Annotated in this window: 13 protein-coding genes, 1 tRNA gene and 2 pseudogenes; 5 read left to right on the top strand and 11 right to left on the bottom strand. The window is 61.3% G+C overall.

What is annotated here, in order from left to right; all coding sequences use genetic code 11:
- Nucleotides 1-21: 21 nt before the first annotated feature.
- The 10 genes and pseudogenes from ACU5AP_RS04505 to ACU5AP_RS04460 form a co-directional block, all read right to left on the bottom strand.
- Nucleotides 22-306: a hypothetical protein gene (locus ACU5AP_RS04505; RefSeq protein WP_223850704.1), complete on the bottom strand. Its 285-nt coding sequence runs from the start codon at nucleotides 304-306 to the stop codon at nucleotides 22-24.
- A gap of 166 nt (nucleotides 307-472) precedes the next feature.
- Nucleotides 473-592: pseudogene (locus ACU5AP_RS04500) on the bottom strand (LuxR C-terminal-related transcriptional regulator); the annotation flags it as partial.
- 565 nt (nucleotides 593-1,157) lie between these two features.
- Nucleotides 1,158-7,163, bottom strand: coding sequence for an autotransporter domain-containing protein (locus ACU5AP_RS04495; protein ID WP_446680914.1), 6,006 nt, complete (start codon nucleotides 7,161-7,163; stop codon nucleotides 1,158-1,160).
- A 45-nt stretch (nucleotides 7,164-7,208) separates the two neighbouring features.
- Nucleotides 7,209-7,760, bottom strand: a pseudogene (locus tag ACU5AP_RS04490) (autotransporter-associated beta strand repeat-containing protein); the annotation flags it as partial.
- Nucleotides 7,761-8,408: 648 nt separating this feature from the next.
- A complete protein-coding gene (locus ACU5AP_RS04485; RefSeq protein WP_446680851.1) occupies nucleotides 8,409-9,431 on the bottom strand; it encodes a helix-turn-helix domain-containing protein in 1,023 nt (340 codons plus the stop codon).
- Nucleotides 9,432-10,004: 573 nt separating this feature from the next.
- A complete protein-coding gene (locus ACU5AP_RS04480; protein WP_446680850.1) occupies nucleotides 10,005-12,689 on the bottom strand; it encodes a DEAD/DEAH box helicase in 2,685 nt (894 codons plus the stop codon).
- On the bottom strand, nucleotides 12,686-14,350 hold the full coding sequence (locus ACU5AP_RS04475; protein WP_446680849.1) for a site-specific DNA-methyltransferase: 1,665 nt from the start codon (nucleotides 14,348-14,350) through the stop codon (nucleotides 12,686-12,688). The genes ACU5AP_RS04480 and ACU5AP_RS04475 overlap by 4 nt, the downstream gene beginning before the upstream one ends.
- Before the next feature lie 20 nt (nucleotides 14,351-14,370).
- On the bottom strand, nucleotides 14,371-16,173 hold the full coding sequence (locus ACU5AP_RS04470; RefSeq protein ID WP_446680848.1) for an AIPR family protein: 1,803 nt from the start codon (nucleotides 16,171-16,173) through the stop codon (nucleotides 14,371-14,373).
- The gene (locus tag ACU5AP_RS04465) at nucleotides 16,173-19,034 is read right to left on the bottom strand and encodes an SNF2-related protein (RefSeq protein ID WP_446680847.1); all 2,862 of its coding nucleotides are present in this window, start codon (nucleotides 19,032-19,034) and stop codon (nucleotides 16,173-16,175) included. Before ACU5AP_RS04465 ends, ACU5AP_RS04470 begins: the two co-directional genes overlap by 1 nt.
- 197 nt (nucleotides 19,035-19,231) lie before the next feature.
- Complete coding sequence (locus ACU5AP_RS04460; RefSeq protein WP_446680913.1) at nucleotides 19,232-19,438, bottom strand: helix-turn-helix domain-containing protein; 207 nt, start codon at nucleotides 19,436-19,438, stop codon at nucleotides 19,232-19,234.
- Between the two features lie 242 nt (nucleotides 19,439-19,680).
- Here ACU5AP_RS04460 and ACU5AP_RS04455 point away from each other — a divergent pair, with 242 nt between their 5' ends.
- From ACU5AP_RS04455 to ACU5AP_RS04440, 4 genes are all read left to right on the top strand, one after another.
- The gene (locus ACU5AP_RS04455) at nucleotides 19,681-20,121 is read left to right on the top strand and encodes a hypothetical protein (RefSeq protein ID WP_446680846.1); all 441 of its coding nucleotides are present in this window, start codon (nucleotides 19,681-19,683) and stop codon (nucleotides 20,119-20,121) included.
- Nucleotides 20,118-20,390, top strand: a complete 273-nt coding sequence (locus ACU5AP_RS04450) for a sigma-70 family RNA polymerase sigma factor (protein WP_446680845.1) — start codon at nucleotides 20,118-20,120, stop codon at nucleotides 20,388-20,390. Before ACU5AP_RS04455 ends, ACU5AP_RS04450 begins: the two co-directional genes overlap by 4 nt.
- A gap of 178 nt (nucleotides 20,391-20,568) precedes the next feature.
- Nucleotides 20,569-20,868, top strand: coding sequence for a hypothetical protein (locus ACU5AP_RS04445; RefSeq protein ID WP_446680844.1), 300 nt, complete (start codon nucleotides 20,569-20,571; stop codon nucleotides 20,866-20,868).
- 12 nt (nucleotides 20,869-20,880) lie between these two features.
- The gene (locus ACU5AP_RS04440; protein WP_446680843.1) at nucleotides 20,881-22,548 is read left to right on the top strand and encodes a recombinase family protein; all 1,668 of its coding nucleotides are present in this window, start codon (nucleotides 20,881-20,883) and stop codon (nucleotides 22,546-22,548) included.
- Here ACU5AP_RS04440 and ACU5AP_RS04435 read toward each other — a convergent pair.
- Nucleotides 22,519-22,595, bottom strand: a tRNA-Arg gene (locus ACU5AP_RS04435). The two genes, ACU5AP_RS04440 and ACU5AP_RS04435, sit on opposite strands and share 30 nt — an antisense overlap.
- 137 nt (nucleotides 22,596-22,732) lie before the next feature.
- On the opposite strand from ACU5AP_RS04435, the gene ACU5AP_RS04430 reads away from it, so the two are divergent.
- Entirely contained in the window at nucleotides 22,733-24,019 is a 1,287-nt protein-coding gene (locus ACU5AP_RS04430; protein WP_128718898.1) for a hypothetical protein, read from the top strand.
- Nucleotides 24,020-24,043: the final 24 nt, after the last annotated feature.

The raw sequence follows: 24,043 nt of genomic DNA, 5'->3' as shown, positions 1-24,043 counted from the left end.
GTTCGGCGCCGGCTGCGGCTGTCAGGATCCAGGCGGCTGCGGCGGCGACGCCGAAGACGATGAGGATGCTTCCCAGACGCCCGAGTCCGACTGGGTCGGCGCGAAGTTCACGTCCAACATGGCCGCTGCGATATAGGCCAGCTCCCTCATCACGCCGCTCGGCGTCAGGAACGGCGCCTGCTTGCGCGCCCCCTCCATGAGGAGAGGCAGCATCCGGCGCTTGGCGGAGGTCGTCGCCATCTTCATGAAGAGGGCTTCGGCCTCGCCCCAACGCAGGGTGGGGATGGGATCGTTGCTCGAAAACATAGGGCGTCCTTTCGGCGCCCCCAGTCGATGCGATCAGCCCCTCGGCGGGTATTGGGAACGAGCCCGATTGGGAACCGCCCCCAACGCCTTCACGGGCCGCCAGGGCCAGCGCGGCGGCGATGCGGTTCTCGACCTGCAGCTTTCTGGTCGCGTTCTCGCAATGGCGGTCCACCGTGCCCGGGCGAATGCCCAGCTCCCGCGCGATCTGCTTCGAGTTGAAGTGCGCATGGACAAGCCGGAGGCATTGGCGCTCTCTCTCGGTCAGCAAGGCTACGGATTCAGTCACGCCTTCCACCTGCGACGATCGTTCGACGATGAATGTCGCCCGCCGCCCTGAGCGACACAAGCCGGCATGACCGTCGCACACACTGTCGAGGTCCGGCTAATGGAACGGACGCATCTGCCCGCCGCATTGGCGATGCGAATGCTCTCAGACCGGGGCCAATCGCAGTGATTATACACGCGCCTGAGGGATTCAGCATCATGCTTGAGGGAGTGGCGCGCCGCGACGGATGATGCCGAGAACTATTGTGCGAGCATCCTGATGATGGGCTGACGTCTCGAGGGCGCCAGGAGCATGCGTAATCGGGCGGTCCTGAAGGCCATACCTCAGCGCGGCCATCGCCTCTGTCGGTGAGATGCAGACCTGCGTCTACTGCTACACATCTGGCCCCACGCTTATGATCGAAGAAGTGGCGGACCGAGAAGGCCTTCGAGGAGCATTTAGCTCGAACCGCCGACAGTCCCGACAGATGGCAGATCGCCCTGCCGAACGACCGCGAGTCCAACTACGAGTAGGAGCCGAAGCGATTTCATCGGCCTGCGTGCAAGCCGATGTTTCGTTGAAGAGCCTAGAACTTTAGACTGAAGCTGGCTGTGAAGGCATGATCCTGGGCGCCGTTTGAGACCTGCCCAGCGTAACCTAGGCTCATGGTTGTGGCGGGCGTGAAGGAGAGGGCGAGTCCGCCTTCGAGCACGGTGCTGTCTTTTGAGATCGGCGCGCCTGTGATCGTGAAGGCGTCGCCTGCTGTGAAGGCGTGGACGCTTTGCGGCGAGGTGTCGCCGAAAGCACGCCTCCACCCGACTGTCCCGCGAAGGGCCGCTTTCGTTTCGCCCAGATCGAACGCCTGTTCAGCGCGTAGGCCCAGAGTGGCGAAGGTCACATCGGCGTTGGCTTCTTCGCTGGTCAGAGCGGCATCGCCGCCGCTTTCAGAGAAACCATCCGTTTTCAGACGGATGTGCGCCAGGTTGGCGAAAGTTTCGAGGCGTGCACCGTCGCCTGCGGTCAGCCCATAAGCGACCTCACCAAACGCCTGTAAGGCGTCGGCGCGATATTCGGCCCGGGTGCGATCGCTCAGACCGGGCATGGCGATGGTGCGGCGCGCGTCCAGTTCGTGCCAGCTCTGGGCGAGGCCGGTGCGGAAGGCGAGGGCGCCATGCTGCGTCCCGGCATAGACGCCCAGGTGGTAGTTGTCGGACGAGACGGATGACGCCCTGTCGCGGGGTTTGATGTTGGACTGGCTGTAGCCCCCGGTCACGCCCACGCGCCAGCGGCTCAGCAGCGCATCGCCGCCCAGCAGGACGCCGCCGGTGTCGCGATCCAGCGTCTTGCCGTCGTCATCGCCGTCGAATGCGCCCCACGAGCGGAAGCCCTGCGCCCAGAAGGCGGGACCAGCATGGTCGGAGGCGACGGCGACGGGCGCGCCGCTGGAGGCATAGGCGACGACGGGGGCTGTCGAGGCTGCTGCCTGTCCGAAGGCGGCGCGCAGACGGTCGTTGGCCGCGTTGCGGATCAGGCGGCTGTCCTCGATCATGGCCGTCAGGGCTGAGACATGAAGCTCTCCCGACAACTGATCGAAGCTGGCGCGGATCTGGTCCGCGTCATCGGACAGTTGGACGACGGCGTCATAAACCGCGTGTTCCGCACCGAAGCCGATGCTCTCGATGGCGTGGGCCGTGGCCGCCTGATTGCGCGTCTTGGCGGCCGAAGCGAACTCGTTGTCGTTACGCAGCAACTCCATCTGCACCGTTCCAGCCCCGTAATCGTAGTGCAGCTTGGGATTCAGGAAGGCGAAATCCGAGGTGACGTCGTCGAATGCGCCCGTCAGACTTGCAGCAGACAGGATGGTGTAGGTCGAGCGCGGATCATAGCGTCCGGTCGCGCCGATATGGGCGACTGTTCCACCATTCAATGTGGCGGCGCCGGTGACGCGCACCATGTCGCTGTCGGCGCCGAGCGGATTGACCTCGACCTCGAAGCGAGCACCGGCCGCCAGCGTCAGATCGCCGTTGATGGTGAGGGTTCCGATGGAGTTGCCGGGCGACAGGACGCCGCCCGATGCGATGCTGACGTGCGAGCCTGCGCCCGAACCGATCACGCCCGATCCGCCCAGGGTCGCGCCGTCCAGCACGTTCAGCGATCCGCCCAGTCGGCCGAGCCCGTTGGCGTTCCCGACCAGCAGCGTTCCGGCGTTCAGCGTGGTCACGCCGCTGAAGCCCGAGCTGTCGCCCGTCAGCAGCACGGTTCCGGGGCCGTCAAGCGAGACGCGCCCGACGCCGGAGAAGGCGCCGGCAAAAATACCGGCATTGGCGTTGACGAGGCTCAGCCGGCTTGATGCGGAGATCAGGGCGATGTCGCCGAAGAGGGAGGAAGTCGTGCCGATCAGGCCGCCGTCCTCGATGCGCGCGCCGCCGAAGGCGTTGTCGCCGGATAGGATCAACGTCCCTTCGCCGCGCTTGATCAGAGCGCCCGCGCCGTTGATGTCGGCGCTGACCTCGAAGCGGTTGGCGGCGTCCGTGATGTCGAAGGCCCCGCCGGCGGCGCCCCAGCCGATGGTCCGGTCGGTGCCGTTGAAATCGGTTCCGGTCACGCGCAGCGCGCCGCCATCAAAGCGCAGCGCGCCGTCGGCATGGCCCAGATTGGCTTCCTGTGAAACGGCGACCACGCCGCCGCGCAGGGTCGTTCCGCCAGCATAGCTGTTGGCGCCGGACAGGGTCAGAACGCCGCCTTGCGTCACGATCAGACCGCCCGCGCCGGTGATCGTGGCGTCTATGCGGGCGCTGTTGGCCAGCACGCGGATTTCAGACCCGTCTGCGTCCGTGACCAGCGAGCCGGGGCCTTCCAGACGATAGCCGTCATCAACGAACTGAAGTCCCTGGAACGCCTGGGCGCCGTCGACCGTGATGACGCCGCCGGTGTAGCCTCCCGGCTGATGGCGGAAGACGGCGTGCTGGCCGCTCCAGTTGGCCGCAACCGTCCCGTTCCTGTTATTCCATTGCGGGCTCGAGGCGCTCCAGACGCCGTCGCCGCCCTGCCAGTGCTGCAGGGTGTCGTCGCCGACCGCGGCGATGAACAGATCGACATTGCCGTTTCCGGTCATGATCTCGAAAGCGGCGGGATCGTTGATGGTCGGGGTCTGGCCGATCGTCAGACCGGCGCCGCTCAGCACGCCGCCATAGGTCATCAGGCGATAATAGCCGAGCCCGGCCGCGCCATCGGCGGCGTTCAGGCTCTGGCTCAGGTTGAGCGCGCCGTCCAGCGACAGGTCGCCGCTGACGTTAATGCGGTCGCTGAAGCCGGGCGCGCCCAGTTCCATATTGACCGTAGAACCTGCCGCCAGCGTCAGGTCGCCGTCGATGGTCAGGGTTCCGATGGAGTTTCCGGGCGACAGGACGCCGCCTGCCGCGATGCTGACGTGCGAGGCGGCGCCCGACCCGATCACGCCCGACCCGCCCAGGGTCGCGCCGTTCAGCACATTCAGCGACCCGCCCAGCTTGCCGAGGCCTGAGGCGTCGCCGACCAGCAACTTACCGGTGTTAAGCGTCGTCAGGCCCCCAAACGTGGAGCTGTCGCCGGTCAGCAGGGTCGCGCCGTCACGGTCCAGAACGAAGCGCCCGGCGCCCGACACGGCGCCTGCATAGGTCTGGTTTCCGGCGTCTGTGAAGCTGAATGCGGCGGGGGAGGCGATGTCTACATCACCGCTGAAGCGGTCGATGGCGGCGATTAACTCTCCCTCGGCGACAGACCAGTCCAGATGAGACGCGCCGCTCAGGCTAAGCCTGCCGACGCCTTGCTTTTTCATCGTGCCGAAGACGCCGTTCAGACCCGTAAGACTGCCCGCGAAGACGCTATCTGTCGCCTGATCGAACAAGACGGTCGCGGCGTTTTCGATCCGGCGGGACAGGGACCCGGCATGGCCGATCAACGTCCCGGTCTCAACCAGAGTCCGCTGGACGGCGGCGGCCTGATCGAGACGCAGCGTTCCTGCGCCGCGTTTGTGAAGGGCGCCGGCGCCCGAAATGGCGCCCTTCAGGTGCAGCTGCGTGCCTGCTGCCGTGTCGAACACGCCCTCCTGCGCCAGTTGGATCTCGCGGTTGGTGGCGAAGCTGTCCGTGGTTTCCAGCACGCCGCCGTTGAACGTCAGGGCGCCTGACGCATCACCCAGATTGGCGTCTGACGCCACGCGCAGCGCGCCCTGCGTCAGGGTCACGCCGCCGGTGAAACTGTTGGCGCGGGTCAGGGTCAGGGTTCCCGCCCCGTTTTTGATCAAACCGCCAGAGCCCAAAACGATGCCGTCGAAGGCGAAGTCGTCGGACCGCTGGAAGGCCAGGGTTCCGTGATTGATGATGTCGCCCATGACCGAGCCGGTCGCGCCGTCGTTGCCGATCTGAAGCACGCCGCTCTGAATGGTCGTGTCGCCGGTATAGATGCTGTCGCCGGTCAGGATCAGGGTTCCCTGTCCAGCCTTGGTCAGGCTGCGCCCGTCCCAGCCGAGCGCCGCATTGGGCGACTGATCGCGCAACGCCACGCCTAAGATGATGTTGTCCGTGGCGTTGGTCAGGGTGAATGTCCCGTGGGACATGTTGTTGCCGCCTGTCCAGCTCAGTCCATAGGTCGCCTGATAGCTAAGTCCGTCACCCGACTTGCCCGTGTGGACGGTTAGATAGTCGACGGAACCGGCGAAGCCGCCGATCGTCACGCTCGCGAAATCGCCGCTGATGCCGTTGGCGGTCGAGATCAGCACCTTCGGCAACTGGCCTTCGTCATCGATGCCGCTGAGGTTGAAGACGACGTCCGAACCGATGTTCAGACGATCGGCGGCCAATGTCGGCCCGGTCGTACCTGCGCCGATGTTCAGGCGGGTCTGAGCGGCCAGATCAATCGTATTCTCGACCGACAGGGCCGCTGGTCCGGTGACGGCGAGGGTGGCGCCGGACCCGCTGACGTTCAGATCGCCGCTCAGGCGGCTGACGCTGCCGGTCGTTCCATTTCCGAACTGCAGCACGCCGCCCGTAACGGCGGCCGAACCTGCCAGGCGGCCTTGAACGATCAGCTTGCCGCCCGATACGGTTGTCTTGCCCTTGAAGTCGACGTTATCGGCCGTCAGCATGGTCGTCCCGGCGATCTGATTGATGCTGCCCGTGCCGCCGCCCTTCAGGCGCGTATCGAACAGATAGTCGTTGTCGGTATGGTTGAACCGCAGGGTCGCTGCGCCCTTGCCGAACTCAATCAGCCCGGCCTGCAGGGTTCCTGCCCCCACCGCGTCGGCGGCGTTGTCGCTGGCCGCACCGATGCTGAGCGTGCCGGTCGTGCCGAACCCGGGAAACAGGCTGTCTTTCGCCAGATAGACCGTGCCGGTTCCCGTTGCGCCGACTGTAACGAGGGCTCCATCCGCAATGGAGACGGCGCCCGTGCCGTAGTTGCCGAATACTCCGAAGCCGACATTCAGGTCGCCGGTATTGTTCCAGCGCGACCCCGCGCCCGCGACGCTGACCGTGCCGACGCCGCCGCCCATGCTGCCGATATAGCTGGTCGTATTGGACACGACGCCGCCGTCGGCGATGCGCAGGGTTCCCTGGGCGTTCATGTTCCCGACCTTCAGTTCGCCGTCATTCGTCCACGTGGACCCGGCGCCTGAGACTTCGACCAGGCCCTCTCCGGGGGCGTTCGAGCCAGCGCCGATGTGGCCGTCGACGCTGGTTATGACGGCGCCGTCCAGAGCGTAAATCTCGCCCCGCCCACGGTTGACGCCCGCCAGCAGGGCGAAGCCGTTGTCCCATCTGGAGCCTTGCCCCGACACGGTCACGCTGGCCGCAGAGCCGGAACTGGACGCCACGTCGCCGAAAATGTTGGATACGGTCGCGCCGTCAAGAATACGCAGAGCGCCCTGGCCGATTCCGCCGACCGTCAGATTGTAATCCATCGCCCAGCCCGCGTTCGGGCCTGTGACTTCGATGCTTGCCGGGTCGCTGCCTGCGCCTTCGATATGACCGGCGTCGCCGCCCAGTCTGCCGGTGATCTTCAGCGCGCCGTTCGTCACGCGCGTGTCGCCCGTGAAGGCGGAGCTGTCGCCGCTCAGCGTCATCGTGCCGGCGCCCTGTTTGATGATGTCGCCGGCGCCGTCGAACTGACCTGCAAACACCGTATTGGCGCCGGTGCCGAATGTCAGAGAGTTGGTGCCCAGAAGGACTTTCGTTCCGGCAACGCCGGACAGGGCGCCGATGGTCTGTCCGCTGGACAGGCCTGAGATGTCGAACGTCGCGTTCGCCGCTGTCAGGCTCACATTGTTTCCAGACATTAGGGCGCCTGAATGGGTCAGGGCCAGGGTTCCTCCCGCGACCATAACGCCGCCGGTGAAGCTGTTCGCGCCGCTCAGCGTCATGACGCCTGAGCCCTGTTTGACGATGGCGCCTGTGCCGCTGATCGATCCTGCGAACGCCGTGCTGGCGGTCGAGCCGAAGGTTAGAATGTTTCCGCCCAGCAGAACATTTGTTCCTGTGTCGCCGACCAGAGAGCCGATCGTCTGGGCGGAGGATGCAGCGGATATGTCGAACGTCGACCCGTTATTCAAAGACATGGCGGTCGTCCGGGCGAGCGTTCCTGAACCGCTCAGGGCCAGGGTCCCTGCCGCGATGTCAACGCCGCCGGTGAAATGGTTGGCGCCGCCCAGCGTCATGACGCCTAAGCCTTGCTTGACGATGCCACCTGCGCCAGTGATTGACCCGTTGAATGTTGTGCTGCTGGCACCCCCGAGCGTCAGATTGTTTACACCAAGAACAATTTTTGTTCCGGAAACGCCCGACAAGGCGCCGATGATCTGTTGATAAGGTGAGTTGGAAATATTTAATACTGCGCCAGCAGCGGGCAGAAGGACCTTGCTCGAAGGCGAGAGTCTTCCTTGCTTTTCCAGGGACAAAATTCCGGTATTTATTAATGTGTCTCCGGTGTATTGATTGGTTCCTTCTAAAATAAGAACTCCATCTCCATTCTTGCTAACGGAGTTTTGTCCAATTATTTGTCCCGATACAATGTATATATTCTTTGCGCCATTTACCTTGATTGAAAGATTTGATTTTAAGATTAGTGTTACTGATTTGTCAATATTGGAAAGTTGGATGGGTGAGGGAATTCCATTGGATATTATTTCTGCGTCTTCTGATGAACCTGAATCCATAATAATGGATCCATCATGCAAAAGATGTATACTTTCTATAGAGTTATTTGAAGTAATTCTTCCTACTGTATATGTATTCTCGCCAAGATGTATTCCAAAGTTGTTTTGTGGAGTTTGGTTGTGCAATAATATAGACGCGCCCGGGCTATTTGGAACCGCTGACGTGCTCCACTCCCGGGGATCGTTCCAACGACCGAAAGTACCAATCCATTCTGACGTTGCCGCCTGCGCCCATGTGGGTTGAGGCGCGACGCTTACGCACAGGAAGACGGCCAGCGCAGCCGGGACAAGCGGGCGCTGCGTCGTCGCGCGGCCCGCTACGGCGACCAGGGCGGTCGAACTGCGCAGCAACGAACGCATCGCGTGCAAAGTGGTTTTGGACATGTCGATCCCCGATCTGTTGCGATCGTTTCGCGGGACTGGGGCCGTGCGCGATAACGATCCATCCGCCAAGAGGACGGCCGCCCGATCTGAAGAGCGGCGCATCCGAATTTGGCGTTCGATGGGGCGCTCGGACAACATTGTCAACGGAGGCAAAACGACAAAAGTGCTTGATAATTAATGCACTATATCGAGCATCTCAGGATGCGGCGTTTTTGTTTTCTCTCCGTCTCACGTCGCTGCATCGGAGTGAAAATCGAACGATTTTTATCGCATCGCTGACAGCCAGCGGCTCCAGTCAAGTTCGGATGCCGAATGGGTCGCGCCCAATTCCTGACCGAAGGCCATCTGCCGATAGTCACGCGGCGGCAGGCCGAAGGTTCTCGAAAAAAAGGCGCTGAAAGCCGCCGCGTTATGAAATCGCCACCCGGCGGCGATATCGGCGATCGGGCGGTGGCGCTGGGCGCGGTCCGCCAGGTCTTCACGACAGCGATACAGCCGACGCAGGCGCACATAGGCCGAAAAGCCGTGGACCGGCTCCATGATCCGATAAAGGGTCGCGCGCGAAAAACCGAAGTGCCGGGCCACGCGCTCGGCGCTGAGTTCGGGGTCCGACAGACGGTCTTCCAGATGCCGTCGGACCGCCAGCCAGGCGGCGGTTCGCACCGGTTGGGCCTTTTCCTCTGTAACCGCTCCGTTCAGGGCCGCCGCCGCCAGCGCCAGGGTCGGCCCCTGCATGGCGATGGCCTGATCCTGCGTCATCTCCGGCCCAGCCTGATAGAGCGCTAGAAGGTGGCTGCGGAGCAGGGCGACCAGCGGCTGCTGCGACGCGAACAGGGCGCCGCCGAACGCATCCGGATCGCCCAGCAGGGGGTCGAACAACCGCCGGGGCAGAACCAGATCGAAGCTCTGATACTCGGTCGATCGCGTCTGAAGTTGCTGGGTCATGTCGACGACCAGCAGATCGCCATTCTGCGCCAGCACCTCGTGCCCGCGTGCGTTCGCGCTGCGCTGCCCGCGCACATAGAACTGCAGCATGTAATAGTCGAGGCTGTCCGAGGCGATGCGCAGGCGCGTCCGCTCGGTCGCCTGGCCGGAACTCTTGACGGTGCCGAACATCAGGTCGCCCGCCTGGAAGGCGTCGACATAGGCGTAGAATCCGTCGTCGGTAATGCGCTCCACATCCCAGACCGATGTCGCGCTGTCTCGCCACAGCGGCGCCCGCTGCCGCTGCGGCAACTGATTGGTGTCGAGCACGGATCGTGGAAGGTGCTGTCGCGCGGCGGTCATGCCCGCAGTTTACACTGTTTTTTATTTCAGAAAGGCGATGGGCGTCGTTTAACCGCGAGGCGACCATCACCTCGTTCGACCAAATGCGTTCGAACATTGTGTAGCAACTTTGTGTAGCAGCCCTCCGCCCGCTTTCTTGAATGATCATAAGACTTTAGCTCATGATCGTCGGTCGAATTGTGTAGCAATCGTCTGAAAACGGTTGTGCGGACGGTAATTCTGCAGCGTTATCAACGATGTTGGGAGAGGTGGCGCGCCGCGACGGATGATGCCGAGAACTATTTGACCCTGGTCGGCTGGGCACCTTGATGCATCACTCTCTAGACGCCTACAGACCATCCAATTGACGCGCCAAACTTAGCGGTGAATAGGATGGTGGATTCCTGCAGGCATCGTGAAGCGCCCTTGGTTACCCATCGCCAATGAGATTGCGCGGGGGAGCATTGCATAACGAGGCTGTCAGTGATCGAGGAAACTCGCGTAGCGCCGATTGACACTGACGTTTGAGGCCGCAAACGCGCCGGGGCCCGTCACGGCGGGCGCTGCAGCGCGCTAGACGTGAAGCTCCAAGTCTCAGTGCGACGCCGCGTACTGCTTCAAGAGGAAGTCGATCGTGATGTTTTCAGCAACGGCGTCATGAGGGATCAGGGCGTATCGCCACCGCTTGCCCCCATATGTGTGCGCGTGTTCAGTCGCCCAGCCACACCACTGCACGGCAACGTCGCGCTTCGCCAAAACGTCCTTGTCGGTCATCTGCGTCGCCATTTTTGGCTCCAGCATGACAATGCAATCATCCATCTCAGCGACAAAGTCAGGCTGATATTCAAGATGGTCGTTTCCACTCCGATAGAACATTTGGAACTGCCCTTTGGCCGGGCGTAGCCATTTCAAAGCTTCACGTTCAAGAATGACGGCTAGCTTACGCTCCGTGTCCGAGTGGAACTTCGTGACGTTCGATAGGCACTTGGAAAATCCGCCAAACAGGTAGCGGGCCATGTTGCTCTTGTCCGCGGGTGACTGTCGGAAATCGAGCGGCGGTTCGTTGACCGTTGTGAACGCGCTTTCCTTCAGATCAGTCCAACCTTGCCGGACCTCGTGATGATATTCGACCGTATCATCTAGCCAAAAATAGTCTTGCATTTGCGCGTGAACGGCGCGAGCGATTTCCCTTTGGTGGAGCGCCAGCACCCGCCTAGCGTCATCTTCCGGCAAATAGGTTTGCAGATGCGCGGCGACCTGTCCCGCCAAGTCGTAGAGCAGGTCAGCATGCTCATCGTAGGCGATATCGGGGAAGTCGATCAGACCGCTAACAACATAATCCTCAAGCCGCTCTTCGGAGAGATTACCCTGGCTAAGGCCAATGACATCCACCTGATCGGTACGGAGATGCTTAGCCCACAATTCCTCACTTGGCGCGGGATAGCGCATTCCAGAAAGGTCGAGCTTGAAGGGCTTGAAACCCGCCTTCACCTCTCCCTTCGGCATCACGATGATGCGGGGAATGTCGATGGTGCCTTCAGCCATAAGTTTGGCTGTTGCCGCCACGACGGCGGCCATGTCGGGAGCCGGAGCTTCAATGCCCTCCAGTTCCATTTGCGCGGGCTGAAACTGACTGGCGACCTCCCGAACGACTTGAGCCTGGACTTCAGGGCGGCTCAGGTAAGCGGCGCTCGGAACCTTGTCTGGGTCACGCGCTAGCTTCCGAAAGGCATCATAAGCCAACCGCGCAACCTTCAACTCCTGCGGGTCGACAAATGCCGGGGCGACTGACGGCGGTGCTGCTGGGCCTTCAGGAGCCGGTGCCGACTGGAGGCCAAGGCTGGACAACAGGGTCGGCGTCGCCACAACCGTCACCGTCTTCCGAATCAGGTCGGCTTCGTCGAGGATGAGTTGCTTGAGCCGGATCGGCGAATTAGGGTTGTTCGCCTCGTCGACGATCTCCTGAAAACGGTCATGCGCGACGATATTCAGGCGGTCAACAGCGGTGACGCCAGTGCGCTTACCGTATGGAAGGCGCAAGCCGCGACCGATGCTCTGCTCGATGAGCGTCCGGGCATTCGCCGCGCGAAGGGGAACGATGGTGTAGAGGTTTGTGACGTCCCACCCTTCCTTCAACATATTGACGTGGATGACGATCTCGACCGGATTGTCGTTCTGCTCGACCGTCAGCAGCTTTTCGACGGTCTCCTCTTCCTTCACGCTGGAATCGACCTGGATCACCTTGTCGGCGTATCGCCCTTGAAAGAAGGCGTCCGATTGGATCGACGCCATAAGTTCCGCCGCGTGATTTGTGTCGCGCGCGATCACCAGGACGAACGGCTTGACGATCCGCTCGCCATTCTCGCGGGCGTAGGTCTCAAGATCGACCTTGACGCTTTCGTGCAAGCGAATGCCATCCTCCAGCTTCATGGTCTGGATCGCTTCAGGCGACTTACCTGCCGGATTGAAATTCTTGCGCGTGACGACGGCTGGCTCCTTGACGAAGCTATCCTCCATCGCACGCGCCAGCGGATAGTCGAAAACGACATTGCGGAACGGCACCGGGCCGCGAGCGCTCTCGACAAAAGGCGTCGCGGTCAGCTCCAGACCGAGGATTGGCTTCAGCTCATTGATGGCCCGCATCCCCGCCGTCGCACGATAGCGATGCGACTCGTCCATCAGCAGAACGAGGTCGGGAAGATTGGCCAGATAGTCGAAATAGCTCTCGCCAATCTCTTCGCGGAAAGAGCGGATGCGAGGCGACCGCCCGCCACGCACCTCGGACGAAATCTTGGCGATATTGAAGATGTTGATGGTCGTCGGGAAAAGCTGACCACCAGACGCGATCTGGCGCTCGAAGTTCTCGCCAGTCGTCAGCACTGGCGGTGCAATGGCGAATTCCGACAGGCCCTTGAAGACGTACTTCGGCGTGTTCGGCGTAAAGTCCGCGATCAGTTTGTTGTAAATCGTCAGGTTGGGGGCCAGGACGAAGAAATTATTGATGCCCTGGGCGATCTTCAAATAGGCGATGAAGGCCCCCATCAGGCGCGTCTTGCCCACGCCCGTCGCCAAGGCGAAGCAGAGCGAAACGAAGTCACGCTCGAAGTCCGTAACGCCTGGGTATTCGCTGCGGATCACATCGAGGGCTGCGGCGAGATCCGCCCGCTTGGAAGGCGGCGCGATCTCGGTCACGCGGTCCAGGATTTCCAAACTGGTGCGTTGGGGCTGACGCAGGCTCAAACGCCCGGCGATGGCATTTACATGGCGGAGATTGCTCATTCGGCATCTCCTTCATCAAACAGGCCTGGCTGAGGCGAGGCCTTCTCTGCCGATGTGTCTGCCTGCGGCAGATTGGCGACGTTGAGGCTGTAGTCGTCATGTCCCCATTCGCATCGTGTACGAATATGGTTGGGAATCTTCCGGACCGTCAGATTGGGCCAGTTGTCCGGGTTTCCTCGGAATGCGGCGCATAGGATCAGCAGCGACCGCCCTTCACCCACATCCTCGCTGAGAGCCGCCAGTTCATCTGGCCCCAACGTCTGGGTGGTTACGTAGAGGAAGTCGGCTTCCGACGACTGGCCTTGCTGCCAATAAATATCGGGACTCGGCGCATAGGCGAAGCCTTCCAGCTTGCACAGCGCCTGCGTCAGCATCTCGGCGTTGTAGTCCTTGGAGATGACTTCGCGACCCCACTTGTCCTTTTGCAAGAGCGACGGTGCGAGTTCGTAGTAGCGGAAGCCACCTCCGCCCTTCCAATCAACAGCCTTGGAGATGCCGCCATGATCCGTGCCGTCAACGACCTTCTGCAAACGCGGCACAATGTGAGTGGTGCAGTGGTCGCCGAGTTCAACCATGATCCAGCGACGGCCCATTTTATGGGCGGCCACGCCTGTAGTTCCTGAGCCTGCGAATGAGTCGAGTACTATGTCGCCTGGTTTCGTGGCGATCTGTATCACCCGGCTAAGCAATTTTTCCGGCTTCGGTGTATCGAACGGTCGCACGCCTTCGACGTAAGTCTTGGCTTCAGCCTTTGCATGCCGGTTGCTCCCGGCGAAAGCATGCGTCCAGATCGTCTCTGGGGGCCGAGTATCATTGTCCTCAGCATAAATCCGGAAGTTAGCACTCCAACCGTTTCTGCCTTTCACCCATTCAATCCGCCAAAGCTCCTTCTCCACTCGATCAGGGCTCCACCTCCATCGGCTGTCAGAACCATCTGGATTTTTGGGATAAACCTCAGCTCCATCGGGGGCGATCAGAGGAAAATACATAGAAGGTCGAGCTTCTCGCGTCCCATCTACCCCCATCGCTCGCAGCGGCTTAAGATAGTACCGACGACCTTTATCGTCTGTCTTATTATAGTGGGACGGGGCTGCTTCTTCTTCGGAGATCACATGGTTTATACTAAGGGATTGGGAATCCTTCGCAAAGACCAATAAATGGTCATGCCTGGTCGAAAAAAATCGAGCATCCATTCGAGGACTGTCCGCTTTTTCCCATACAATGTTCGCCATAAAGTTCGATCGACCAAATAGTTCGTCGCAAATTACCTTTAGATAATGCGCTTCGTTATCATCAACGGTAATCCAAAGCGATCCATCCTCGGAAAGCAGACGCCTAATCAATTCGAGACGGTCCCGCATAAGGCCAAGCCAAATACTATGCTCGAGACCATCGTCGTACTGGGCAAAAGCGCTACCCGTATTGTAGGGCGGGTCGATGAAAACGCATTTCACTTTACCGGCGTAGTCCGTTTCAAGCGCTTTCAGCGCGAGCAAGTTGTCGCCGTGGATGAGCACGTTGTCGAAGATGTCCGCATCGCTTACGCGCTTCGCTGCGTGATAGCTCTTCTCCGCATCCTCAATCAGGATGCGGGGCTCCAGGCGGGGACGGTTCTCCTTCCCCACCCAGGTCAGTTCCAGTTTCGTCTTCTTACTCGTCATAGGCTTCCTATTTCACGCCTCTAGGCGGGCGCGTTTTGTATGTTCCATAGCTGCGCCTTCAGAGCCCCGAAAAGAATCTGGCAGTCGCCCTGGGTCTTGAAAACAGATTGAAAATCTCGGGTCGAGCGAAGCACGCTCGCACCGCCTGCGACCGTATCGTAGCTCGCGAATCCCTTGGATACAGCCTGCGACAGCAGCTTTTCAGCATAGTCTGAAACTGCCGCTGATATCGCCGCGCGTTCATCCTCAGAGAGCGCTATCGCCTCACCAGTTTCCGGCTCCAGCCGCTTGAAGATCGCCGCAAGCACCACCCAACGTGCGTTCGTATAGAAGGACTTCTCGGCACCCGTGCTGGCGCGTGCGGCATCGCCCATGATTTGAAGGACGATGCGCTGCACCTGCACGGCCCGCCAGGCCGTCCGTGCCGAAAGCGATATCGGAAAAACTCTTTCGTGGCGCGTTCGCACAGCCTGATCTGCTGGGAATACCATCTCCAAGGACCGCAAAGAATCACGGTTTGTCGCAACCCGATAAAGCAGATCGCAGTCCTGTGCATTGTGCAGACAGGCACAGGCTGTCAGCGCCTCATCAATCGTAAAATTCTGATCGTCCGGCGCGGGCGTGTCTTCATCCAGCCGATAATGATAGCCGATGCCATGGGGGCTCAGCGTCAAGCTGATCTGTTCGTGCAACGGATAGGCAGCGGCGAAGTCTTTCAGGCTGACGTAGTTCTGGAAATTCGCAGCCCGAGAAATGCGTTCCGCGAACGACGCCTCGTCCTCGCACTTTTCGAGGGAAACGATCTTGATGAAGGCATAGCCGGATGGAGCAGCATCGCCCTCGGGTATGGCGACACACTTGCCGATAGATCCCAGCGTTTGAGCGCCGTTGATGATGGCAAAGCCCCTTGCCGTCACCCGCTTTCGCTCGGAATTCGTACGGTCAAGGTTGTTGAGCTCCAGGCGGTCGCAATAGGCAGTTAGGCCATTGTTGAGATAGTGGAAAAGGCCCGCCTCTTCCGTCAGGGTCTTCTGAATGTCGTCGTTTACGTCCGTGCTGCCTTTGAAGCCTCGGATATTGGCGCGGATAAGCTTTGCGCCATGCTCTTCATGAAGCGCTTTCAACCGCTCCAAGGCGATGAGCCCGTAGATTGTCTCAAAGGGGGAGGTCATCAGGCCGGGCCGGATAATCTCCAACTCAATGGCCGCGATACCCGGCCCCTCGTCTGCGCCCGTCACCCAATCGTTGAGGGTCGTGAGATTGACCGACTGGAACCGAAAGAAATCATCCTCCTGGTCCTTGCTGACCTTCGCTTTCAGCCGCTCGAAAAGGTGCTTACGGTCATCGGAGATGAGGGGAAGCGCCGAGTAACAGAGGGCCGCACGCACCTGCGTGGCGGCATCAGCTAAAATGCCCTCCAGCTGCCCGCGTCTCGCAGTGATGAGCGCGTTCGCCGCGAAGGCTTCGAACTTGCCCTCAAGCAGGTTCTCCACGCCGGTTTTGAACTTCGTGACATCGCCCAATTCCGGCTCGTTCATGCCGGAGTGGACGTATTTCGATTGCGTGAGCCAGAGGGTATTGGTGACTGGCGAGAAATAGATGCCGTCGATCCCGCCATCTCCCCCTCCATCGACCACGCTGTCTGCGGCTTCCTGAAGAGTGGCTCCGCCCAGCTTGTGTAGGGCATAGGCGGCAAGCGCGCGGCTCAGAAAGTCACGCTCATTCTGCTCAGCGTCGCCGTTCGTTTTCTGAGCAAGCAGACCGTCGAACAATTGGTGCAGTTTCGTAGGCAGGGCCAGGATTTCAATCGGACGATCCGGCATCAGCGCAGCCTCCAACGGATCGAGAACACTCTTTTTGACGTCACATCCTGCTCTAATCGCCCTTCTATCTGGGCGATCAATTCGCGGCGCTGTTCGTCAATCTTGTCCTGAGCATCAAAGAGGCTGCGCCTCTTGGTCGTCCGGGCTGCCTCTAGGGTCTTGACTGCTTTCTGACCCGCCAGCTTTTCTTCCAGCGTCAGGGCAATGGTGGCGGCACGGCGCGCTTCCTTAATCTGCCTATCGAGTTCCTTCAGCTCGCGCTCAAGCCCGACCTTCAAATCATCAGCCCAGCCATCCAACTTGTTCGCTTCCGCCTCGAAAAAGCGGGCGTTTCGCTCTGATATTTCTTTGCGTATCGCGTTTTTCTGCTGCGCAAGTAACTGAGTCAGCGCGGCCTCAACATTCTGCGGCAGATGCGCTTCACCGGTTACCGCCGCTCCCACCGTCAAGAGACGGCTCGCCGCCTCCGCCTCCAGGCTCTCGCCTCCATCCGTCTGAGCGGCTATCAAGAGATGATCCTCGCCCTGGCCGAGAGCATCAACCGAGAGAAGCTGAACCGACATCCATCCCGCGTGCCCGACATAGGGCTTTAGGGCACTGATCTGTCCTTCGTGGCTGCCCAGATCGAATACGATTTCAGAGACAACCAACTCACGTTCTTTGGCACGCTCAACAATCGCGTCGCCCAACGCATGGTTAAGTCGGAAGAGATGCGCTTCCCCCGAGCGACGTGGAAGTTCGTACAAGCCGGTCGCGATAGGTCGGTCTTCGGCCCATTCTGGCAAGCTATCGAGTCGGAAAGACGAGTCATTGATGAACGTCGCCGCCCCGTCCAGTTCGTGCTTGGCGAGACGCATGAGCTGCCGCTCAAAATGATTCAGCAGGACTTTCGCGTCCTCGTCTCTCAGCCTCAGTTTCTCTCGGACCTCGTCATCGAAGTTCTCCAGGAGTTTCCGACGCGCAAGCTTCATCGCCTCACTGATTTCCGAGCCGAGCTCACGCTGAAGGTCGTCGAACGCCTGTTTGATGTCCTCGGGCTGGCGACATTCGTTGTAGATTTCAGCGATACGTTTCTCAAAGTCCACGCCGGACTCGATTGCGCCAAGCACCTCGTCGCTGGCCCCGAACACACCCTCGAATAGCTGAAATTTCTCAGACAGCAGCTTATAGACGCGCTGATCAGCCTCGTTCTTTTTGTTGAGGAAGTTCACTACCACTACATCGTGCTTCTGGCCGTAGCGATGGCACCTGCCGATCCGTTGCTCAATCCTCTGAGGATTCCAAGGCAGGTCATAGTTGACGACCATAGAGCAGAACTGAAGGTTGATGCCCTCAGCCCCCGCCTCGGTGGCGATCATGATCTTCCCAGTATCACGGAAATAATCGACAAGCGCGGAGCGCATATCCGCTGTCCGCGAGCCGGTGACACGATCTGATCCCTCGTGGCGGACAAGCCAATCCTGATAAATGGCGCGCGACTGTTCGTCGGTATTGCTGCCGTTGAAGAGTACGATGGAATCTGCGAACGGGCTGTCAGCTAGGACTCTCAACAAGTACGATTGTGTGCGCTTGGACTCGGTGAAGATGATGGCTTTCTCAGCCGCACCGCCTTCACGGGCCTTCGCAAATCCCACTTCAAGCGCCGTCAACAATGCACGGCCTTTAGCGTTCTGTTCGATCGATGTCGCTAGTTTGGCAAACTCTCGCAGTTCGGAGATCTCAGCCTCCAAAGCGCGCTGGTCGCCTTCGCTTAGAGGCGCCGATGCCTCGTCATCGCTCCACTCGTCCTTCATCTCGTCGAGAGCCTCATAATCATCCTCGACAATCTCGGTCAGGGCGGCAGGCGGCCTCCCCTGATCCAAGCGCGCTTGGAGGCGGTCGGAGATGGACGCAAGCGCACCGGCGATAGCGAAGGAGGATGACGCGAGCAGCTTACGCAGCACCAACGTCATCAGGGCGCGCTGGCCAGACGGCAGGGCCTGAAGATTTTCACGCTGGAGATACGCCGTCACAAGATTGTAGAGGCGATCTTCAGTCTCGTCAGGACTGAACTCTTGCAAGATCGCGTGACGCTTGGTGTAGGGAACGTACGCTGTCACCTGACGACGAAGCGTTCGGTGACAGATGGGTCTAAGGCGTTCGCGTAGAAGCTCGAAAGCGCGTTCTTGCGCCACGCCAGCGAACTGTTCGCGGAAGCTTTTAAGATCACCGAACGAATGTTCGTCGATGAAGCTTACAAGCCCAAAGAGCTCCAATAACGAGTTCTGCAGCGGCGTCGCCGTGAGTAGCAACTTGTGACGCTCGGACAGCGCAGTCTTGAGCGTATTGGCAATGATGTTGGAAGGTTTATAGACGTTACGAAGCCGGTGCGCTTCGTCCATGACAACCAAGTCCCATGGCGTGGTGGCGACATCAGAGGCCTTGCTGCGTGCAAACTGGTATGAACATATAATCACGCTATCATCGAGCTGAAACGGCCTTATATTACCAGATTTGATTTCAGCGTTGTATGATTTTGACTCCAAAATCGTAGCGGGAATGAAGAATTTTTCTTGGAGTTCCTGATGCCACTGCTTGCGAAGATTCGCGGGGGCAATGATGAGGATGCGACGTTTGCTTTCCGCCCATCGCTGAGAGATCACCAGTCCGGCTTCGATGGTTTTTCCGAGCCCGACCTCATCGGCGAGCAGCGCCCCTTTGGATAACGGCGACGAAAAGGCGAAGAGGGCGGCGTCGACCTGGTGGGGATTCATGTCGACTTGAGCGCCAGCCACTGCGACGGCCAACCGGTCCGCGCTGTCAGACGGACGGCGGCGGGTCAGATCGTAGGCAATGTACTTAGACTGGTAGTCAGTGATCATTTTCAGGTCGTCGGGGTTGAGCGGCACAATATGATTACCGAGGATGGAAATCTTGGCAGTTTATGAGAGGTCGTTAACGCGCGTAGACTATTGCGTACCAGTGTTTTTTTGGAGCGCCTTGAACCACTATCTCAATCATTGTGAGACCCAGAGGGAGCGACGCAACACCCTGATTGTCGTGACCTAGACTCTTAAAATCAGGCCTTCAGTCGGACACCCGGTCCGCCCGTCGCATCGGCTGACACGAAGATGGCGCCGTCCGCTTCGAGGGCGGACTGAAGGCGCTCGAGTGTATTAGTCTGCATCCCACCCCTGCCAGCCTCAAAGCGGTGAATGGTTGATTCAGCCACGTTGGACCGTTCAGCCAGTACTCGAACGCTGATGCCAAGGCCTGCGCGAGCCATCCGGATTTGGGCGGGATTGATCATTTTTAGCGAAAACCTCCGACTAGTTGCAGAATTCTGTTGACTTGGTCGGCGAATTCCGCTGAACTCTAACCGAAATACTCCGAAACTCCACCGTTCAGCATGATCTGAGCGACCGGGCGGCTGCGCGGGAGGTCACGCATGCCTGACCACCAAGAGACCCAGAGACGGGTGATTCCTCCTCGTGGGGAAGCGACAGCGGACTCAGCAAGCGTGGTGTCATGAGAACCCGACGGCGCGATCCCGACCTCCACCTTGCGCGAGCGTTCGCCCACAACGCGCGCGCCTTCCATGCGATGGCCTGGACCGATGATGACCGTATCGGCGCCCGGTCAGCTTACCATTCCGCCATCGCCATCGAACTCGGCCTCAAGGCCTACCTGCTCCATCGCGGCCTCTCCGACGACTGGAACCGCGCTTACCTCCGTCACGATCTGACCAAGGCGATTAGGTGCGTCCGGATGTTGGGGTTTCAAAACATCCCAGACGGCATCGCCGAACTCGCCGACATGCTCGGACCGCTCTACGCTTCCGGCGCCCTGCGTTCCGGTATGTGCAATCCGGAACTGCCGCTACCGCCCGACGCGATCGACCAAGCCATCTGCGACCTCCTCAGCGCAGTGGAGGCCGCCATCGGAGTGGAATGTGAAGCGACCCCATGAGGCGCTGGCCCTCGCCGCTCCGACGGCGTCCTCGTCGATCAGCCGAAGAACGCCAGCGCAGGGTTCTCGTCCGGGCGATCCGCCGACTGCCACGCGGCTGTCGCGACGTCTTCGTTCTCCATCGCTTCGCCGGAATGCCTCTGGAGCAGATCGCGGAGCATCTGGGAATCGAGAAAAAGACGGTCGAAACGCGCCTGGCGGAGGCGCTCGTTCGCTTGGGCCGAGCCGTCGATGAGGTGTGCGGTTGCGAGCCTTCTGAAGGGCAATGAGGGTCTAGGGCAGGATAGGCTTTGCGCCGGCATTGTCTGACAGGCTTGGCCGTATTGACCTTCATTGCGTGGTGAGGAGCAGCGCCGTCCGCCCGCTTCAACCCCGCTCCGCGCCCTGCGGGCTGCGGCGGACGCCGCAGGCGTTGACCCGGTCGGCCGCCGCCGCTGGGGGCCTGGCATGGATCGATGGATCGATCCGCCTTGCGAGAAAGCGGCGGCCGGAGATTTGCGAGGGAGAGGTTACGAATATGCGCACGGTTATGGAGCGGACAGCTTGTCGGGCATGTACGTCCAGCCGTCATCAGAGCCCGTGGCGCATCGGCGCCGGACTCCGCCAGCCCGGCAAGTTGGCGTACAGTCGGCCGTCCGCATCACCGTCACCTGGCCCGATGATCTCCCGATCAGCCCGGCCGAGCTTCTGGCGGTGGAGGCGTGGCTTGGCGAGGTGCTCGACGAGATTCTGGGTCCGCGCCTCTGAGAGGAGCAGGGCATGAGCGGTACGACCATTACCCCAAGCGTCCAGACCCGAGCCGCCCTCTATCTGAGGGTCTCGACGGGGCGGCAGGCCGTCAACGACCTCTCTATCCCGGACCAGCGCCGCCAGCTCGAGACCTATTGCGAGAGCAAGGGATGGGAGACGACGGCGGAGTATGTCGAGCCGGGCAACACCGCCACCGACGACCGGCGTCCGTCCTTCCAGTCCATGATCGAAGCGGCGCTGATAAAGCCGCCCGCCTTCGACATCATCGTGGTGCACAGCTTCTCTCGCTTCTTCCGCGATCAGTTCCAGTTCGAGTTCTATGTGCGGAAGCTGGCGAAGAACGGCGTGCGTCTGGTCTCGATCACCCAGGAGCTGGGTGACGACCCCATGAGCGTGATGATGCGCCAGATCATGACGCTCTTCGACGAATACCAATCCCGTGAGAACGCCAAGCACACCCTGCGAGCCATGAAGGAGAACGCCCGCCAGGGGTTCTGGAACGGCGCCCGACCGCCCATCGGCTACCGCATCGTCGCCGCCGAGCAGCGCGGGGCCAAGATCAAGAAGACGCTGGAGATCGACCCGCTTCAGGCCGAGACGGTTCGGACCATCTACCGCTGGGCGCTGACCGGTGACGGCTCGCAGGGGCCGATGGGACTGAAGACCATCGCGACGCGGCTCAACGATCAGAACATTCGCACGCGCGACGGCGGGCGCTGGGGCATCAGCACGGTCCATCAGATTCTGACGCGCTCCACCTACATGGGCGAGCACAGGTTCAACACCCGCGACCACAGGACCAGAACGCCGAAGCCAGAATCCGAGCACGCCGTGATGGCGGTGCCGCCTATCGTGTCGAGGGCGGACTACGAGGCGGTCCGGGTGCGCCTGGCGTCGCGGAATCCCAAGTGGACACCGCCGCGTGTTTCGACCGGCCCGAACCTGCTGACGGGCATCTGCTTCTGCGGATTCTGCGGCGGCGCGATGACCTTGAGAACAGGAAAGGGTCAGGCGGGCGGCCAGTATCGCTACTACGCCTGTTCGACCAGGGCGCGGATGGGCGAGGCGGGATGCACTGGGTTGGCTGTTCCCATGCACAAGCTGGATGACGCGATCATCAACCACCTCGAAACCCGGCTCCTTGATCCGGATCGCCTCACAGCGCTCATGGAGCAGCTTCTGGATCGTCGGGAGGAGTGGGCCGACCAGAGGCGAGGTCACATCGCGGAGATGCGCAAGCGCGCGACAGAGGCCGAGGCCAAGCTGAACCGGCTCTATGAAGCCATCGAGAACGGCCTGCTGGCGCCGGACGACGCTTCGCTGAAAGATCGGGTCGCCGAACTCTCCGGCATCCGCGATCAGGCTCGGGCGGACGCTGAGCGGATCAGTGCGTCAGTGGAGCGGTTGGCGCCGACGATCACACCGGACGCCTTGGCGCGGTTCGCTACCGCCGCCCGGCGCAAGCTGAGGGATCGCACCAGCGGCTATCGTCGGGATCACCTGCGCGCCCTGACCCAGCGAGTGGAGGTCATCAGCAAGACCGAGGCGCGCGTAATCGGCTCGCGAACGGAGCTTCTGCGGGCCTTGGCGTCTAGTGATGGTGGGAGTTACGCCGCCGCTGGCGGAGTTCTCGGTTTTAAACCGAAGTGGCGCACCCGACAGGATTCGAACCTGTGACCTCTGCCTTCGGAGGGCAGCACTCTATCCAGCTGAGCTACGGGTGCGTACGCGGCGCGAGGGCCGGACGGCGGTGCTTACAGCATGGGCCGGATCGTCTCAATCCCTGAATCTCGGCGCGACGTCCCTTCTTGGCGCATGACGCGCGACGGCCTAGCGTGCCGGTTGAAGAGAGGGAGCATCCATGCGCGTCACCACCATCGCCGCCCTGGCGGGCGCCGCCGCCCTGCTGGCCGCCTGCGCCGCATCGCCGAAACCGGGCAGCGACAGCCTGGACGCCGTAGCCCGCGACTATGTCGCCCTGACGCTGGAGATCGGCGAGCGCGAGCCGGGCTATGTCGACGCCTATTACGGCCCGGCCGAATGGGCCGAGGCGGCCAAGGCCAATCCGCGCGCCCTGCCCCAGTTGGCCGAAGGCGCGGCCGCCCTGACTCGACGCCTTGAGGCCCTGCCCGAACGGGGACTGGACGACCAACGCCGCCAGCGCCGCGCCTATCTGCTGGCTCATGTCTCGGCGGCCTCGGCGCGGCTGCGGATGCTGCAGGGCGAGAAGCTGGGCTTCGCCGACGAGGCCGAGGCCCTGTTCGGGGTGCGGCCGGAGTTGCGGCCGCTGTCGTCCTATGACCCGGTACTGGCGCGCATCGACGCCCTGGTCCCCGGCGAAGGGCCGCTGGCCGAGCGGGTCGCCGCCTTCCGCGCCCGCTACGTCGTCCCCAAGGACCGGCTGGATAGGGTGATGCGCGCGGCCATCGCCGAGTGTAAGGCGCGCACGGAACGCCACATCACCCTGCCCGCCGGCGAGACCTTCACGCTGGAGTTCGTCAACGACAAGCCGTGGTCGGGCTACAACTGGTTCAAGGGCGGCGCCTTCAGCCTGATCCAGGTGAACACCGACCTGCCCATCTACATCGACCGGGCGGTCGATCTGGGCTGCCACGAAGGCTATCCCGGCCACCACGTCTACAACGTCCTGCTGGAGCAGACCTTCGTCAAGGACAAGGGCTGGGTCGAGATGAGCGTCTATCCTCTGTTCAGCCCCATGTCCTTCATCGCCGAGGGCAGCGCCAACTACGGCATCGACCTGGCCTTCCCCGGCCATGATCGCACCGATTTCGAAGCGCGCGTGCTGTATCCGCTAGCGGGGCTGGACCCGGCGACGGCCGAGGCCCAGACGCAGCTTCTGGCCCTGACGCGCGAGCTGGCGCGGGCGGAGTATACGGTGGCCGACAACTATCTGGCCGGGCGCATCGACCGCGAGACGGCGCTGGACCAGCTGCAGAAATACAACCTCGTCGCGCGCGACCGGGCGGCGCAGCGGCTGAGCTTCATCGAGACCTACCGCGCCTATGTCATCAACTACGGCCTGGGCCGGGACATGGTGCAGGCCTGGGTCGAGCGACAGGGGCCGGACCACTGGAAGACGACGGAACGGCTGCTGGCCAGCCAGACGCTGCCGGTCGATCTGGACTGAGGCGGTTCGCAACCCGCGGCGGGC

This window comes from Brevundimonas sp. RM1 (assembly GCF_052907225.1).
Note: the sequence above shows the minus strand (reverse complement) of the source record. Positions and strands in the feature narration are given on the sequence as shown.